Here is a 17,454-nt window from a genome sequence, read left to right as displayed (position 1 = left end):
GTATTATATTTTGTGTGTTTTATTTTTTGTTTTTTAATGTCAGTTCAAATACAAACCAAGCCATTGTAATAAATCCGATTCCGAAAATAGAATCTCCAATAGCGCGAAGCCATTTTAAAGTAATCATTGTTGGCTGCTGCATTAATTCTGATGAACGAGCGTACCACATTCCGTGATTGATGCTTTCAATTGCCTGCCAAACTCCAATTGGTAATAAGCTTAGAATTGCCATTAGGAATAAACCAATATTTAAAGACCAGAAAGTAATTTTTAACAGCTTATTATTCCAGCTTACATTTCGGTATAAACTTCTTAGTACAAATAGTACCAGACCAATTCCTAGCATTCCGTAAACTCCAAATAATGCGGTATGTCCGTGTAAAGGCGTTGTATTTAAACCTTGAACATAATACAATGCAATTGGCGGATTAATAATGAATCCGAAGATTCCGGCTCCAAGGAAATTCCAAAAGGCAACAGAAATCATAAAGTAAATAGGCCATTTGTAATCGGCAATCCATTTCGTTGATTTTGATATTTTATAGTTTTGATATGCTTCAAATCCGATTAAAGTCAACGGAACCACCTCTAAAGCACTGAATGTTGCTCCCAAAGCCATAATTGCTGTTGGCGTTCCAGAGAAATATAAGTGATGGAATGTTCCTAAAATTCCTCCAGACATGAAAATAATGGTTGCAAAAAGCACATTTAAAGTCGCCGTTTTCGTTTTTAATAATCCTAAACGAACAAACAAGAAGGCGATTACAACTGTTGCAAATACTTCAAAGAATCCTTCAACCCAAAGGTGCACTACCCACCATCTCCAATATTCAGCAATAGCTAAATTGGTCTGTCTTCCCCACATTAATCCAGCTCCATAAAACATGGCAATTGCAGTACAAGAAACTAAGAACAATATGATTAAGTTTTTTTCTTCTGTCTTTTTCTTTAAAACCGGAATCAAAGGACGAATCATTAAAGCCAGCCACAAGAACAATCCCACTAAAAGAAAAATCTGCCAGAAACGACCTAAATCAACATATTCGTAACCTTGATGGCCAAACCAGAAATTCTGAACCAAATTCAGTTTTTGCATCACTCCAAACCATTGTCCAACCATTGAGCCTAAAACAATAATCAAAAGCGCAATAAACAGAAAGTTGATACCAAAACACTGAAATTTAGGATCTTTACCCGAAACTGCTGGAGCAATATATAGTCCTGTTGCCAACCAAGCCGTTGCGATCCAGAAAATAGCCAATTGTGTATGCCATGTTCGTGTTACAGCATAAGGCAGAATTTTGTCAATCGGAATTCCGTATAAACCATTTCCTTCCACTCCATAATGCGCGGTAATAATTCCGAAAACCATTTGTAAAACCATTAGCAGACTCACAATCCAGAAATATTTGGTTACCAATCCCATAGATTTGGTTTTGCCCTGCTTGATAAGCGGATCTTCTTTTGGAAGCGGAAATTCTTCCTCTTCGCCAGATTTTGCATGATAGAAAACTAAGATTCCAACACTTAAAATCAATAAAATAATACTTACTCCAGACCAAGCTAAAAGCTCTGTAGTGGCGGTATTTCCAACCAATTCATCTGACGGCCAATTGTGTGTATACGAAATATCTCCATCAGGACGGTTGGTAACGGTTGCCCAAGTTCCCCAGAAGAAAAAAGCATTCATTTTATGCATTCTCTCCACATCTTTAATAGAGTTTTTCGGAATCGCATATTCTTCTCTCAACTTATCAAATTGAGGATCATTTGTAAAAAGACCTTTATAATACTCGCTTAAATACTCAATCGCAGCCAAACGGTTTTCAGAAATGGTAAGCACTCCTGTTTCAGCATCATATCTATTGGTTCTTAAATCTTTCTGAAGACGAACCTTTAGAGCCGATTGTTTTTCGGCATCTAATTCATCATACTTCTGGTTAAAATCTTTCTTTGCGTAGATATCCAATATAAAAACAGCCTCTCTATGAAGCCAATCTGCGGTCAGTCTGGGCCACATAGGCGCCGTGTCCCCAGATAGATCCCACTTCCTGGCCACCTATACTTTGCCAGATATTTTGTCCGTCTTTAATTTCGCTTTCGCTAAAGACAACTTTACCAGAATCGGTTACTATTTCTTTTGGAACTGGCGGTGCCTGCTGATAAATCTCGTAACCGTAATAACCAAGCACGGCAAATGATATACTCATTACCAATGCAAAAACTATCCATAATTTTTTTTCTCTTTTCATTTCTCTTGGGGGGAAATTGATTAATAAAAGACAAAATTATCTTTTATTTGTTTTTAAAAAAACTCCAAACCTATTTACAGCATTTGGAGTTTATATTATTTACTCAACAATTAACATACCTTTCATCATGGCTACGTGACCAGGGAAAGAGCAAATAAATGGGTATGATCCTTTTTTATCAATTGTAAACTCGATTGTATCTTCTTCTCCACCACCAATTAATTTAGTGTGTGCAATGATCGAAGCTTTTTCAGATTCTGGAATATAATCAGTTGCTTTGGCATCATTAGCTTTTAAAGCAAAAGCAGCTTGATCTGTTCCTTCTTGTAAAATCACTAAATTGTGTCCCATTGCTTCTTTCGGAATTTTACCAACGTGTTTCAAAGTCAATTTGATTGGTTTTCCAGCAACAGCTTTCAATTCACTTGTATTAAACTGCATTTGGTCATTTCCTTCAATAACTAAAACATTTTCCTCTGTCGGAGCAGCTGTTGGAGCTGGTTCACCTTCGGTAGATGTTTCGGTTGTTTCTGTTGATTCAGCTGGAGCTGTTTCTTTTTTACCACAAGAAGTAACTGCTAAAAATCCCATTAGGATTAATACTGAAATTTTGGTTTTTGTATTCATTTTTAAGATATTTAATAATATTAATTGTTCGCATTTGTCGCTTTGAGAAAGAAATCTCCCGATTTTACATCAGAAGCTAGTTGTTCTAAAGTTGTATTTTTAAGCATTTCTAACAGCAGTCCACGTATTTTCTTGAACTCGTGATGAACCGGGCAAGGATGTTCTTCTGAGCATTCTTTTAATCCAATTCCGCAGCCACTGTAAATTTTGTTTCCATCAATAGCATCTACAATCTGAATTAATTTAATCGATTTTGCTGCCTCTGGCGAAACTTCAAATCCGCCTCCTACTCCTTTTGTCGAATTAATTATGCCATTTTTGGTTAAAATCTGCATAATCTTGGCTGTAAAGGGTTCTGGCGAATCAATCTCTTTCGCGACGTCTTTTATCCCAACTCTAATCCCTTTTGAAGATTTAGTTGCAATAAATATTGAAGCTCTTATTCCATATTCACACGCTTTTGAAAACATACATCCTTAATTAATTCCTGACAAAGATAGAAAGGTTTTACATAAAAGACAAATTTATCTTTAATTAATTTCCCATGTATTAAATATTATTTATAATGAAACTAATTAGTACTAATAATTACACATATTCATCATTGAATTCTTATAAAACCCAATTTTAATTTTAACTTTGAGAGTACTAAATTTTAAATATTTAACAAATGCCTTTAAGCAATTCAAAAGATTTAAAACTGGCTGTCCTTATTGATGCAGACAACGTGCCATACAGCAATGTAAAAGGCATGATGGAAGAAATTGCAAAATTGGGAACACCCACTACGAAAAGGATTTATGCCGACTGGACAAAACCTAATGCAAATGGCTGGAAAGGCGTTTTATTAGAACATGCTATTACTCCTATTCAACAATATAGTTATACCGTTGGAAAAAATTCATCAGATTCTGCTTTAATTATTGATGCAATGGATTTGCTTTATTCTGGAAAACTAGATGGTTTTTGTATTGTTTCTAGCGACAGCGATTTTACGCGTCTTGCTGTGAGACTTCGTGAATCGGGTATGAAAGTAATTGGTATAGGCGAAAAGAAGACACCAAGTTCGTTTATTGTTGCCTGCGACCGATTTATTTACATTGAGGTTTTGGATGGAGCAATTCAAAAGAAAAAACCTAAAACAGCTGCTGCCGATACCAAAAAACCAATTGAAAAACCGGCTGAAAAAGCACTTCATAAAATTGACAAACAGACTATTGAACTGATTGAAGCTACCATTGAAGATATTGAAGATGATGATGGCTGGGCATTTTTAGGAGATGTCGGAAATCTGATTGTGAAGAAAAAACCAGAATTTGACCCTCGAAATTATGGCTTTTCTAAACTAACGCCAATGCTTAAATCATTAACTGATATTTTGGAAATCGACGAAAGAGAATCAGACAAAAAAGGAATCAAACACGTTTATGTACGTTTAAGATTCAACTAATTATCGCATTTATTACCTATTTAATTTTTTAAAAACATGAGAAAAAAATTCTTTATTTACGGATTCTTATTGTTTCTAATTGTTGCTGCAATTTATTATTACACTGGACGAGGTTATTTACTCGTATTTATTATTCCGCTTTTGCTAATTGTCGGAGCTTACAATGCCTCTCAGGAAAAACACGCCATTTTAAGGAACTTTCCTGTTCTGGGTTATTTCAGATATTTATTTGAAATGATCGCACCTGAGATTCAGCAATATTTTATTGAAAGATCTACAGACGGAAAACCTTTTTCTAGAAACCAGCGTTCATTGGTATATCAAAGAGCTAAGAACATTGATTCGAGTACGCCTTTTGGGACTCAATTAAACTTAAATACAGAAAGTTACGAAGGAATAAAACATTCTATCTTTCCAGCAAAAGTAAACGAAGAATTGCCTCGCGTTTTAGTTGGCGGAAAAGATTGCAAACAGCCTTATTCCGCTTCTTTATTTAATGTTTCCGCAATGAGTTTTGGTTCGTTGAGCGAGCATGCGGTTCGTGCCATAAATATTGGTGCGAAAAAAGGGAATTTCTACCAAAATACAGGTGAAGGCGGATTAACTGAGTTTCACCTTGAAGGCGGCGGAGATATTACCTGGCAGATTGGAACAGGCTATTTTGGCTGTCGAGATGCCGAAGGTAATTTCAGTCCCGAAAACTTCTCAAAAAAAGCAAATCTTCCAAACGTAAAAATGATTGAGATTAAGCTTTCTCAAGGTGCAAAACCAGGTCATGGAGGTGTTCTTCCAGCTAAGAAAAACACCGAACAGATTGCTAAAATTAGAGGTGTTGTACCGCACACCATGATTCTTTCTCCTCCTGGGCATCATGCTTTTTCTGATGCTAACGGACTAATTCAGTTTATCAAACAATTACGTGATCTATCTAATGGCAAACCAATCGGCTTTAAATTATGTATTGGAAATACAGCCGAATTTGAAGCTATATGCCAGGAAATGATCAATGAAGACACCTATCCAGATTTTATAACTGTTGACGGTGCAGAAGGCGGAACTGGAGCGGCTCCGCTTGAGTTTGCAGATGGTGTCGGAATGCCTTTTGAGCCTGCTTTAATTTTTGTGAATAAAACATTGGTGCGTTTAGGTATACGCGATAAAATGCGCATTATTGGAAGCGGGAAAATTATTTCTGGATATTCTATTTTACACGCAATTGCTTTGGGTGCAGATATGTGTAATAGTGCGAGAGGATTTATGTTTTCGTTAGGCTGTATTCAGGCTCTACGCTGTCATAATAACGAATGCCCAACAGGAGTGGCAACTCAAAACAAAATGTTGATGAAAGGTTTGGTTGTTACAGATAAATCAGAAAGGGTATTTCACTTTCATAAAAATACACTTCATTCTGCAAATGAACTTTTAGCTGCTGCCGGAAAAACGTCATTTGCCGATGTTGATATCAACATTTTTATGCGTGGAGATGAGTTTACCAATTTATCTGAACTCTATTTCCCTGATAATTTGAAAAACGTTACTCAATTCTCATAAAAAAAATCCTCTTCAATTGAAGAGGATTTTTTTTTACCTAAGTTTTTCAATTATAATTTCGCTGTTTCTTTACCTGCACTGGTATTTCCTTCCAAAACCGCTAATTCTTCTTTATCTACTACTTCTTGAGCCAAAATAGCATTATTATAAGCTAAGAAATAGACGTCGAACTTTACTCCTTCAGCAATAAGAGAAGATGAAATTTGGTCATTCTTGATCATCTCTTTTAATAAATCTGGAAAAGATTCTTTGTAGGCTAATTTGTTTGCATCGTTTTCTTCCAAATTGGTTTCAATTCTAATTTCGATTTTATTGTCATTTAGAAAAGCTTTTGCCGATGTACTCGTAATACCGCTCCCTTTTATAGAAACAGAATTATTGTAATTACTTACATGTTCCTGAATTTTCTGCTTGGTGTTTTTACAGCTTACTAAAAATAATGCAAAAGCAATTGCAAATGCGATTTGGGTAATTTTTTTCATAATTTTTTGGTTTAATAGTTATTTTTTAACTCAAACATAATTAATTTATAACATAAAACCAATATGAATTTATAAAAAAGACATATGTAATTCTTTGAATGCAAACCGTTTATACTTGTAAAATACAAATATTTGTAAGAATGAAAACGCTATTTTAAATTTTAATTTTTAGCTGTAAATACAAAAAAGTCTCTTTAAATAAACTTTAAAGAGACTTTCAATATGTAAGAATTTAAAAATATTTTATTTTTTTTAATCGATCTATTATTTCAAAATATATTTAAGAGATTCTCCTGTGAGCACCTCTTTATCTAAAACAGTATTATCATTTGCTAAAAAGTAAACATCAAATTGAACTCCCTCTTCTATTAATTGCCTTGGAATCTGATCTTTTTCAATCATTGATCTTATCAATCTTACAAATGATATAGAAGAAGCTAATTTATTGCCTTCATTTTGGTCTAAGCCAGTTTCAAATCGCAATTCAATTTTATTATCATTAATGTAACCTCTTGCCGTAGTAAGCGTTACATTTTCAGCTCTAAAACTTGGAGCAATGTTTTTGTTGTACGTAACAACATATTCTTGAAGTTTCTGTTTGGTATTTTTACAGCTGACAAGTGTCAATACCATCATTATTGCAAAGGCAATCTGGCTTATTTTCTTTAGCATAATATTCTATTTTATTTTTTGAAGTCTTAATAATGCCTCAAGATAGTAATAATCTGCGTAATTAATAGAACAATCTATTTCGCTTCCTGCAGGTTTATGGCCCGTTGAATGCAATAAAAATGCCGAATTCACATCATGACTTTGATAATCGTTTGAAAGCGAAACGATCATTTTTTTGGCTTTTGTCAAATATTCAGCTTTTAAATTCTTGTCTTTTGTATACGAACTTAACTCTAAAAGCGCAGATGAGACAATAGCCGCCGCCGAAGCATCACGAGGTTCGTTCGGAATATTTGGCGCATTAAAATCCCAATACGGAACTAAATCTTCTGTAGTTAATTTATCCAAATAAACACGGGCCAATTTATGGGCAAAATCTAAAAACTTAACGTCTTTTGTTTCTCTATACGTCATTGTAAAACCGTAAATCGCCCAAGCCTGTCCACGCGCCCACATACTGTCATCACTATATCCTTGTGCTGTTCTTCCTTTTATCTTTTTTCCAGTTTCGAAATCATAGATTATAACATGATAAGAAGTGTTATCTGGTCTAAAATGATTAGCCATTGTAGTTTCGGCATGTTTAACTGCTATATCGTATAATTTTTTACTTCCTCCATTTTTTGAAGCCCAAAACAAAAGCTCCAAATTCATCATATTATCAATAATAGTATTATGCCCTCCCATTTTGTTATGAGGCCAAGATTGAATGGTTCCCACTTTCGGATTAAAAAGTGTTGCCAATGTATCTGCAGTTCTTAATATAATTTGTTTGTATTCTGGATTTTTAGTCAATCTATATCCGTTTCCAAAACTATTAAAAACCTGAAAACCTAAATCATGATCACCGGCTTTGCTAACAGATAATGGCGTTAAAAAACGACTGAATTTATCGGCTTCTTTTTTCCATTTTTTATCTTTAGTTGCTTCATACAAAAACCATAATTCTCCAGGCCAGAATCCGCTTGTCCAGTCTTTATAGCCAACAAATTTCCATTCTTTGCTTCCGTTTGGAACTGTTCGCGGAGAAGTTCCGTCGTTTGGAATTACTTGTAGTGTTTTAGAAGCTTGCTCTGCGCAATAGCCTAACTGTTTTTTAATATTAAACGTTTTGTCTTTCTGAGAATAACCTTGATTTCCTAGAAAAAACAAAGCTGCAATCAGAGTAAAAAATTTTGCATTCATGTGGTTGATAGTTTGTTTAATCGATAAATTTAGGAAATAAAGTGAATCTAATTGAGTTTTGTATTTTTTGGTACCTAAAAGTGGATTATTGATGTACTATTTCATTCACGTTTATTCCTGCTGTCTACCTCTCTCCTCTTTGTCAAAATTCAAAACCAAGGTTATGAGGTACTTTGATAAAAAATAAACCATAAAGTTATTTTTTACGCATTTTTGTCATTTCGACGAAGGAGAAATCTCTGTAAGAAGCTCTACAAAGATTGGACTTTCTGTGCGGAGTTACTTGTGAAGATTTCTCCTTCGTCGAAATTGTAAAAGTTACTTATTTCGGTAACGGATTTATCATTTCAATTGGCTTTTTTCCATCAATTCCCTGATGTGGTCTTTCATGATTGTAATAATATAAATATTGCAACAGTTCCTCTTTTAGTTCTTCTTGAGAATCAAAGTCAGTATCTCGTAATAAATCCTCTTCCAGAGTTCTCCAAAATCGCTCTACTTTACCATTTGTCTGCGGACGGTAAGGTCTGGTGTATCTGTGTACGATCCCAAGTTCCATAAGCATTCTTTCAAAAGGATGCTGATTTTTTACCTTGCTTGTTTTAATTCCAAATTCAGCTCCATTGTCAGATAATAACTCTTCAAATTTTATTTCATAATGGCTGCTTAGAATATTTAAGCATTTTAATGAAGCAAACATTACGGTTAAACTGGTTATATCGGGAACCAATTCTGCCCAGGCAATCCGGCTGTAATCATCAATTACACAGACTAAATACAGTTTTTTGTTTTCTCCGCGAATTATGCTTTTACTTAAGTAATGGCAATCAATATGACCCAGCTGTCCCATTCTTTCTTTGATTATTTTCTGATGATTCTTTTTAATCTTCGGAGTTAATCTATTTATTTTATGCCGTTTTAAAATATTATAAACTCCAGAATATGATGGTGTATGTTTTCCTAATTTGGGATTTAAGATACTAACAATTTCATATTTGTTGTTTCCTTTTTCTCTTAATTCAACTACTTTTTGCTCTATAAAAGGCAAAGGGCGCCTGGTTTTATATTTTGGACCTCGCTTTTGAGGCAATAAATCTACAGCCTTACCACTTTGCTTATAGCGGTTATAATACTTTAAAAAACTTTTTCGGCAGGTATCATTTGCTGTGTAAAAATCCATTGCTTTTTTATGCACTGGATGAGTCTTGTTTTTTACCTGCTCGTATTCTCTTATTAAAAAACGATATTTCTCTAAATAGTTTCTCTCTAATGTCGAATCCTGACTGTTATTTCTCATCGCAACAAAATTTATTAAAGTTAAATTTTGTTACCGAATTATCTAACCTTTACAGAAATGACAAAAATTGTGGCTATTCTGTGTAAAACTAAAATTTGTTACACTCTTGTTTTTAAACTTTGACAAAGAGGAATTACAACTGATTATATACATTTGCTTCAACTAAAACCAATCTCAACTTGAACAAAACCAGAATTACCTATTTCCTAGTTTTTCTAAGCATCATTTTCCTTGGAATCCTTTCTAGAAAAATCTCTTTTATCCCCTTATGGATTGGCGATTTTCTATACGCTGTCATGATATATTTTCTGGTTCGGATATTTCTTCCTTTCAAAAATGCTTTCGCAATTGCGTGCCTTTCTTTATTGATTTGTTATGGAATTGAATTTCTACAATTATATCAAGCCGATTGGATTGTAGCACTTAGAAAAACACTTTTTGGAAGATATGTTTTAGGCCAAGGATTTCTTTGGGAAGATATTCTGGCTTATACTTTTGGAATTCTTGTGGTTTTTGTTTTTGAAAAAATAACTTTGAATTATTTCAGTCAAAAGTCTGTGTAATTTTTTCAATGTTTAAGCTGTTGGCCATTGCCATGAATATTTGATGATACGTTCCTTTATTATCATACAATTCGTCATGAGTTCCTTTTTCGACACATCTTCCCTTTTCTAAAACGATAATATTAGAAGCGTCGATAATTTGAGAAATACTGTGCGATATTATAATTACGGTTCTATCTTTTTTGATAGCATCCAGAGACTTTTTAATTTGTTCTGTTGCAATGGCATCCAAACTTGCTGTTGGTTCATCAAGAAAAATGATTGGCGGATTCTTCAGAAACAATCTAGCAATCGCTATTCGCTGCTGTTGGCCGCCTGAAAGTAAATGCGCATCAGAATCATAACCTTTTGGCAATTGAATAACCTGCTCGTGAATATAAGCTTGCTTTGCCGCTTCTATAACTTCATCTTTTGAAGCTTCTGGTTTTCCATATAAAATATTCTCTAAAATTGTGCCTTTAAAAATGTGATTTTTCTGAAGCACCAAACCAATATTTTTGCGCAGAAAATCGGTATTGTATTCAACCAAATCAACTCCATCCAAAAATATCTGACCAGTTGAAGGCAAGTAAAATTTATCCAATAAATTAATAATGGTACTTTTTCCAGCTCCGCTTAATCCGACCAAAGCAGTGGTTTCATTTGGTTTTACAGTGAAATTAATATCATAAAGTGCCTGAGTTCCGTTTGGATATACAAAATCTACATTTTTCACTTCTATTAATCCAACAATTTTTTCTGGGATGTAATTACCGCTAGTTTCTGTCTCATGCTCTGCTTCTAAAATATCAAAGAACCCTTCAGAATAAATTAATGCATCATTTACCTCGTCATAAATTCGGTGTAATTGTCTAATTGGCGATGAAACATTATTAAAGAGCATAATATGAAACATAATCGCACCAATTGTCATTTGATTATTCAAAACAAAATAAGCCGTTAGAATAATTATAATTACTACTCCTATCTGTTCAACAAAGCTTTTAATACTTTCAAAAATAAAACTGGTTTTTCGGGTTTGTAGCTGATTTTCGGTCATTTCAAACTGAATCTTTTCATGACGATCAGCTTCTGTAGATTCACGCACAAAAGACTTAATTACTGTTATCGATTCAATTAAACTGATGATTCCGTTATTTTTAGTTTCGCGATACTTACGCATTCTTCGTCGGAATCCGCTCAATCTCGTTGCTTGCAATTGACTGATATAAAAATAAATCGGGATAATGCACAAACTTACCAAACCTACATAAACATTGGCATAGAACATAATTACCAAAGCCACAAAAGCGTTAGCAAATAATGGCAGAATATCAATAAAGAAGTTTTGCACCAATCTGGTTAAACTGCTAATTCCGGCATCAATTCTAGTCTGCAGTTTTCCACTTTCATTTTCATCTGAAGTATAAAATTCCATTCGATAGCTTAGAATTTTTTCTACTATGGTTTGAGAAATGTCACGGGTTATAAAGATGCGGAGTTTTTCTCCGTAGAATTTCTGTCCAAATTGAACTACCGAATTCACCAGTTCTTTAGTTAACAAAACAATACTAATTATACCAAGTAAATGAAATCCTTTGGATAATGGTTCGTGCGCTACCATCAAATTATTTATAGTATCGACAGTATATTTTAAAATTACAGCATTTACCTGTGCTGCAAACGAACCCAAGAAAGTTAGCAGTAAAGTTGCAATTACCATTTTTCTATACGGCTTTACAAAAGGCAAGATTTTTTTATAAAGTACTGATAATTGCATTTATTTGAATTTTAGCTAACATATCAAATATAAGAATTCTAAATTTGTGTTGAAAATCATTTAAACACATAATGCTATGAAACTCGTTTTCGCTTCAAACAACAAAAATAAAATCGCAGAAATTCAAAGTATGCTTCCAGAAAGCATTAAAATATTAAGTTTAGAAGATATTAATTGTTTTGAAGACATTCCAGAAACTGCAGATACAATTGAAGGAAATGCGATTTTAAAAGCAGATTATGTAACTCAAAAATATGGGTATGATTGTTTTGCAGATGATACAGGTCTAGAAGTAAATGCTTTAAATGGAGAACCTGGAGTATATTCTGCACGATATGCAGGCGAGCAAAAAAATGCAGACGACAACATGAACAAGCTTTTAGATGCTTTAAAAAATGAAGAAAATCGCAGCGCTCAGTTCAAAACTGTTATAACTTTAAACCTAAATGGAAAACAATATTTGTTTACTGGGATTGCAAAAGGAGAAATTACTTTAACCAAAACAGGCACAAATGGTTTTGGATACGACCCCATTTTTAAACCTGAAAATTTTGACAAAACCTTTGCAGAACTGCCGTTGGAAGTAAAAAACACCATTGGACATCGCGGAAAAGCAGTTCAGCAACTAATTGATTTCCTGACTACCACAAAATAATTGTTTCAAATACAACATTTTAAAGCTCAAATTTTACATTTTCAGACGTGTTTTTGGGGCAAATTCTAGATTTTTTGTAAAAAATCATTTTACCAAAATCGTAACTTTTTGATAATCAAATCATAACAAATACATAATTCTTGAAATTGCATTAGTTTATCTGAATAATTAACAGTAATTTTGCACCCTATTTTAAATACATATATGAATAAATTTGAACAATTAGGATTGAATGAATCGTTACTGAAGGCGATTTTAGATCTAGGATTTGAAAATCCGTCAGAGGTACAGGAAAAGGCGATTCCCCTATTATTGGAAAAAGACACAGATATGGTTGCGTTGGCTCAGACAGGGACAGGGAAAACGGCAGCTTTCGGTTTTCCGCTAATTCAAAAAATTGATGCTGACAATAGAAACACACAAGCATTAGTTTTATCGCCAACACGAGAACTTTGTTTACAGATTACCAACGAACTTAAAAACTACTCAAAATACGAAAAAGGTATTAATGTGGTAGCAGTTTACGGCGGGGCTAGTATTACAGAGCAAGCTAGAGAGATTAAAAGAGGCGCACAAATTATTGTGGCTACTCCAGGAAGAATGCAAGACATGATTAACAGAGGTTTAGTTAACATTAAAAATATAGATTACTGTATTTTGGATGAAGCTGATGAGATGTTGAACATGGGATTCTATGAAGACATCGTATCTATTTTATCAGATACACCAGATCAAAAAAACACATGGTTGTTCTCTGCAACTATGCCGCAAGAGGTTGCCAGAATTGCAAAACAATTCATGAGCGAACCGGTTGAAATTACTGTTGGTGCTAAGAACTCAGGTTCTGCAACAGTTTCTCACGAATTTTACTTAGTAAATGCTCGTGATCGTTACGAAGCTCTAAAACGTTTAGCAGATGCTAACCCGGATATTTTCTCTGTAGTTTTCTGTCGTACTAAAAGAGATACACAGGCTGTAGCTGAAAAATTAATTGAAGATGGATATAGCGCCGCTGCGTTACACGGAGATTTATCTCAAGCGCAACGTGATGGTGTAATGAAATCGTTCCGTGGAAGACAAATTCAGATGCTTGTTGCTACTGACGTTGCTGCACGTGGTATTGACGTTGATAACGTAACTCACGTTGTTAACTATCAATTGCCTGACGAAATTGAAACATACAACCACCGTTCGGCCGTACTGGTAGAGCTGGAAAATTAGGTACTTCTATTGTAATTGTTACAAAAAGCGAGTTACGTAAAATTTCTTCTATCGAGAGAATCATCAAACAGAAATTCGAAGAAAAAACGATTCCATCTGGAATTGAAATCTGCGAAATTCAGTTGTTACACTTAGCAAACAAAATTAAAGATACTGAGGTTGATCACGAAATTGACAACTATTTACCAGCAATCAACAATGTTCTTGAAGATTTATCTAAAGAAGAATTGATCAAAAAAATGGTATCAGTAGAATTTAACCGTTTCATCGCATACTACAAAAAGAACAGAGATATTTCTACTCAATCTTCAGACAGACGCGAAAGAGGTGATTCTGAACCAAGAGAATTCAGCAATAATGGAGCAGTTCGTTATTTCGTGAACATTGGTTCTAGAGACAACTTCGACTGGATGTCATTAAAAGATTACTTGAAAGAAACATTAGATTTAGGTCGTGATGATATCTTTAAAGTTGACGTAAAAGAAGGATTCTCATTCTTTAATACTGATCCTCAATTTACTGATAAAGTAATGGATGTTTTAAACAACGTTCAATTAGAAGGTCGCCGTATCAATGTTGAGATTTCTAAAAATGATGGTGGTGGAAGACGTGATCACAACAACCGTGGTGGCGGAAGACGCGATTCTGGAAGAAGAGACGGAAACTTCGCTCCAAGACGTGAAGGCGGATTTAGAAGTGATAGAAATTCTTCTAGAGACGGTGGATCACGCGAAGGTGGATCTCGTGAAGGAGGTTTTAGAGGTGATAGAAACTCAGCTCCTAGAAGAGAAGGTGGTTTCAGAAGTTCTGCACCAAGAAGCGAAGGTGGTTCAGATAGAGCACCAAGACGTTCTGAAAACTTCGGCGACAGCTCAAGACCAAGAAGATCTAGAAGAGATTAATAATTTAATTTCTTAAAATACAAAATCCCAAATTCCAGACATACTTGGAAGTTGGGATTTTTTTATATCCATAATTTCATACTTTATAAATAGTTTTACAATCCAAAACAACAGGATACAATCTTCTCTTTCCCTTTTTATTTAACACAAAAAAAGCAATACTGCAGCCTTTGTTAATTTTCTTATAATTAAATTCCAAGACTACGAGATATTTAATCCCGATTTACTACTTTTAGTGCTTTAAATCAGGATATGAAATATTTCGCAGTTTTCTTTTTTACACTTCTCGCCAACATTGGTTTTGCACAAGATACGCAAGATGCACAGCCAACAGTTCCACAAAGAGTTTCAGGTTACGTTATTAATGACGACAGCAAACAACCACTGGCTGGCGTAAATATCATTAACACCAACAAAGTGCGCGGTGCAAAATCTGACGAAAAAGGGTATTTTGAAATTGACGTGCAAGTAAACGATACACTTCATTTTTCTATTCTAGGATTTCAATCGCTAAGAATTAGAGTTACAAATGACTGGATTAAGAATAAAGTGACTAGAATTCAGCTTACAGAAAAAGCAATTGCTTTGGAAGAAGTTGTTATTGCTCCTTTCTCTTTGACAGGATATCTTGAAATTGATTCTAAATTAATTCCAACAAAAGAAAACTATCGTTACAGTATTTCGGGACTTACACAAGGTTATGAAGCTGGAGAATATGCTCCAAATGCTTTTGGAAAAGTCCTCGGTTCGATCTTTAACCCTGCCGATATGCTTTATAATTTCTTCGGGAAAAATGGTAAAGAACTCAAGAAGCTGAAGGAAATGAAAAAAGATGATACGGTAAGAACGCTGTTAGAATCAAAATACGATCGTGAAACAGTTGCCGTATTATTAGGAGTCAGCAAAGATGAAATCCCTGAAATTATGCATCGCTGTAACTATTCCGATTCTTTCATCCAGACCGCAAATGATCTTCAGATTATGGACGCAATCAGCGCTTGTTATGAACAATATAAAGTATTAAAACGCAATTAAACTTTTAATACCAATAAAAGAACACCTAAATCCTCAATTTTTAAAATTGGGGATTTTTTTGGCGTTTCGGATTTTAAAAACCTTACATTTACTTACAAAACAGCAAAATCAATATTATGGCAAAAGGTCAAGACGCTAAAAAAACAGCAAAAAAAGAACCGTTAAAAACGGCTAAAGAAAAGAAAGAAGAAAAGAGAGAAAAGAAAAATACTCCTAAGAGGGATTAATTTTTAGTCTCAGTTTACAGTCTCAGTTTACAGTTCTTCTAAACTGATTACCGAGACTGCGACTGAATACTAATATTATTTAACTGGAATATTAGAAAGGATTTCTAACACAAATTTCCAGTATTTCTGTGCAGAAGAAATACTTGCTCTTTCGTCTGGAGAGTGCGCTCCGTGAATTGTTCGGACCGAAAGAAATCATGTCCATATCAGGGTAATTTGTTCCTAAAATTCCGCACTCTAAACCTGCATGGCAAGCCACAACTTTAGGCTGTTCTCCATTTTGCTTTTCGTAAATCTCTTTTAAGACTTCTAAAATTTCAGAATTTACATTTGGTGTCCATCCTGGATAAGAACCAGAAAGCTCCACTTCACACCCAACCAATTCAAAAGCAGAACGTAAAGAATTTGCCAAATCAAATTTTGAAGATTCAACAGAAGAACGTGTTAAACATCCTACCAAGATTTCTCCATCTTTAATAACGACGCGAGCAATATTATTTGAAGTTTCAACTAAATCGGCCATATCAGCGCTCATTTTGTAAACTCCATTCTGAGCTGCATAAATCGCTCTGATAATTCCTTCCTGTACACCTAAATCCATCACTTTTTCAGGCAAATCGCCTTTTACGATTTCAATAGTCAAATTAGGCTCGGTTGTTTTATATTCTGCTTTGATATCAGAAATAATTTCCTGCATATCATAAACATAAGCTTCATCAAACATTTGAGAAATAACCACTTTTGCAACACTTTCTCTCGGAATTGCATTTCTAAGGCTTCCTCCGTTGATCTCTACAACTTGTAAACCAAAGTTTTCAAATGCATCAAACAACAAACGGTTCATAATTTTATTAGCGTTTCCTAAACCTTTATGAATATCCATTCCTGAATGTCCGCCATTTAAGCCTTTTACTGTAATTGTATACCCAACAGAACCTTCCGGAACCTCTTCTTCATGATAGGTTCTAGTTGCGGTTACGTCAATTCCACCAGCACATCCAATATCAATTTCATCATCCTCTTCTGTATCCAAATTCAATAAAATCTGACCTTGTAATATACCACCTTTTAGGTTTAAAGCACCTGTCATTCCTGTTTCTTCATCAATTGTAAATAAAGCTTCAATTGCAGGATGCGGAATATCTTTACTTTCTAGAATAGCCATAATAGTCGCCACTCCTAGCCCATTATCAGCTCCAAGTGTTGTACCGCGCGCGCGAACCCAGTCACCATCCACATACATGTCGATTCCTTGCGTATCAAAATCAAAAACTGTATCAGCATTTTTTTGATGCACCATATCTAAATGCCCTTGCATTACGATTGGTTTACGATTTTCCATTCCTGGAGTAGCCGGTTTTCTGATGATTACATTTCTGATTTCATCTTCGAAAGTTTCTAAACCTAAGCTGTTTCCAAAGTTCTTCATAAACTCAATTACGCGCTCTTCTTTTTTAGACGGACGAGGAACAGCATTTAAATCTGCGAATTTATTCCAAAGTGCTTTAGGCTCCAGATTTCTAATTTCTTGACTCATTATATTTTGTTTGATGTTTAACAATTAAGAGTCCCAAAG

General features: G+C 34.4%; 12 protein-coding genes and 3 pseudogenes. 6 read left to right on the top strand and 9 right to left on the bottom strand.

Features of this window, described 5'->3' with window-relative positions; all coding sequences use genetic code 11:
• Positions 1–19: 19 nt before the first annotated feature.
• From ACPWTF_RS20730 to ACPWTF_RS20720, 3 genes and pseudogenes are all read right to left on the bottom strand, one after another.
• Positions 20–2,252: pseudogene (locus tag ACPWTF_RS20730) on the bottom strand (nitric-oxide reductase large subunit).
• Between the two features lie 99 nt (positions 2,253–2,351).
• On the bottom strand, positions 2,352–2,879 hold the full coding sequence (azu, locus tag ACPWTF_RS20725; RefSeq protein ID WP_427872809.1) for an azurin: 528 nt from the start codon (positions 2,877–2,879) through the stop codon (positions 2,352–2,354).
• A 20-nt stretch (positions 2,880–2,899) separates the two neighbouring features.
• Positions 2,900–3,349 (bottom strand): RrF2 family transcriptional regulator, encoded by a 450-nt coding sequence (locus ACPWTF_RS20720; protein ID WP_250835402.1) that lies wholly within the window; start codon positions 3,347–3,349, stop codon positions 2,900–2,902.
• 200 nt (positions 3,350–3,549) lie between these two features.
• On the opposite strand from ACPWTF_RS20720, the gene ACPWTF_RS20715 reads away from it, so the two are divergent.
• The gene (locus ACPWTF_RS20715) at positions 3,550–4,329 is read left to right on the top strand and encodes an NYN domain-containing protein (RefSeq protein WP_379797922.1); all 780 of its coding nucleotides are present in this window, start codon (positions 3,550–3,552) and stop codon (positions 4,327–4,329) included.
• 36 nt (positions 4,330–4,365) lie between these two features.
• Complete coding sequence (locus ACPWTF_RS20710) at positions 4,366–5,880, top strand: FMN-binding glutamate synthase family protein (protein ID WP_427872806.1); 1,515 nt, start codon at positions 4,366–4,368, stop codon at positions 5,878–5,880.
• Between the two features lie 50 nt (positions 5,881–5,930).
• Here the strand turns inward: ACPWTF_RS20710 and ACPWTF_RS20705 are convergent, their stop codons facing one another.
• The 4 genes from ACPWTF_RS20705 to ACPWTF_RS20690 form a co-directional block, all read right to left on the bottom strand.
• Positions 5,931–6,362: a hypothetical protein gene (locus tag ACPWTF_RS20705; RefSeq protein WP_427872804.1), complete on the bottom strand. Its 432-nt coding sequence runs from the start codon at positions 6,360–6,362 to the stop codon at positions 5,931–5,933.
• Positions 6,363–6,626: 264 nt separating this feature from the next.
• A complete protein-coding gene (locus ACPWTF_RS20700; RefSeq protein ID WP_427872802.1) occupies positions 6,627–7,034 on the bottom strand; it encodes a hypothetical protein in 408 nt (135 codons plus the stop codon).
• A gap of 6 nt (positions 7,035–7,040) precedes the next feature.
• Positions 7,041–8,219, bottom strand: a complete 1,179-nt coding sequence (locus ACPWTF_RS20695) for a glycoside hydrolase family 88 protein (RefSeq protein WP_427872800.1) — start codon at positions 8,217–8,219, stop codon at positions 7,041–7,043.
• Between the two features lie 322 nt (positions 8,220–8,541).
• Positions 8,542–9,516, bottom strand: coding sequence for an integrase core domain-containing protein (locus ACPWTF_RS20690; protein WP_427871829.1), 975 nt, complete (start codon positions 9,514–9,516; stop codon positions 8,542–8,544).
• Positions 9,517–9,695: 179 nt separating this feature from the next.
• Here ACPWTF_RS20690 and ACPWTF_RS20685 point away from each other — a divergent pair, with 179 nt between their 5' ends.
• Entirely contained in the window at positions 9,696–10,079 is a 384-nt protein-coding gene (locus tag ACPWTF_RS20685) for a DUF2809 domain-containing protein (RefSeq protein WP_427872798.1), read from the top strand.
• Here the strand turns inward: ACPWTF_RS20685 and ACPWTF_RS20680 are convergent.
• Entirely contained in the window at positions 10,060–11,838 is a 1,779-nt protein-coding gene (locus tag ACPWTF_RS20680) for an ABC transporter ATP-binding protein (RefSeq protein ID WP_095929946.1), read from the bottom strand. The genes ACPWTF_RS20685 and ACPWTF_RS20680 overlap by 20 nt on opposite strands.
• 76 nt (positions 11,839–11,914) lie before the next feature.
• Here ACPWTF_RS20680 and ACPWTF_RS20675 point away from each other — a divergent pair, with 76 nt between their 5' ends.
• From ACPWTF_RS20675 to ACPWTF_RS20665, 3 genes and pseudogenes are all read left to right on the top strand, one after another.
• Positions 11,915–12,493 carry a non-canonical purine NTP diphosphatase gene (locus ACPWTF_RS20675; RefSeq protein WP_427872795.1) on the top strand — a complete coding sequence of 193 codons (579 nt, stop codon included), beginning with the start codon at positions 11,915–11,917 and terminating at the stop codon, positions 12,491–12,493.
• A gap of 204 nt (positions 12,494–12,697) precedes the next feature.
• Positions 12,698–14,616 (top strand): annotated as a pseudogene (locus tag ACPWTF_RS20670) (DEAD/DEAH box helicase).
• 252 nt (positions 14,617–14,868) lie between these two features.
• Entirely contained in the window at positions 14,869–15,651 is a 783-nt protein-coding gene (locus ACPWTF_RS20665; protein WP_095929943.1) for a carboxypeptidase-like regulatory domain-containing protein, read from the top strand.
• Between the two features lie 302 nt (positions 15,652–15,953).
• Here the strand turns inward: ACPWTF_RS20665 and ACPWTF_RS20660 are convergent.
• A pseudogene (locus tag ACPWTF_RS20660) lies at positions 15,954–17,415 on the bottom strand (aminoacyl-histidine dipeptidase).
• Positions 17,416–17,454 lie beyond the last annotated feature (39 nt).

The organism is Flavobacterium sp. MMS24-S5 (assembly GCF_050320125.1).
GTDB classification, from domain to species: domain Bacteria; phylum Bacteroidota; class Bacteroidia; order Flavobacteriales; family Flavobacteriaceae; genus Flavobacterium; species Flavobacterium tyrosinilyticum.
The sequence above is the reverse complement of the archived record's forward strand: the minus strand, read 5'-3'. Positions and strand labels throughout refer to the sequence as shown.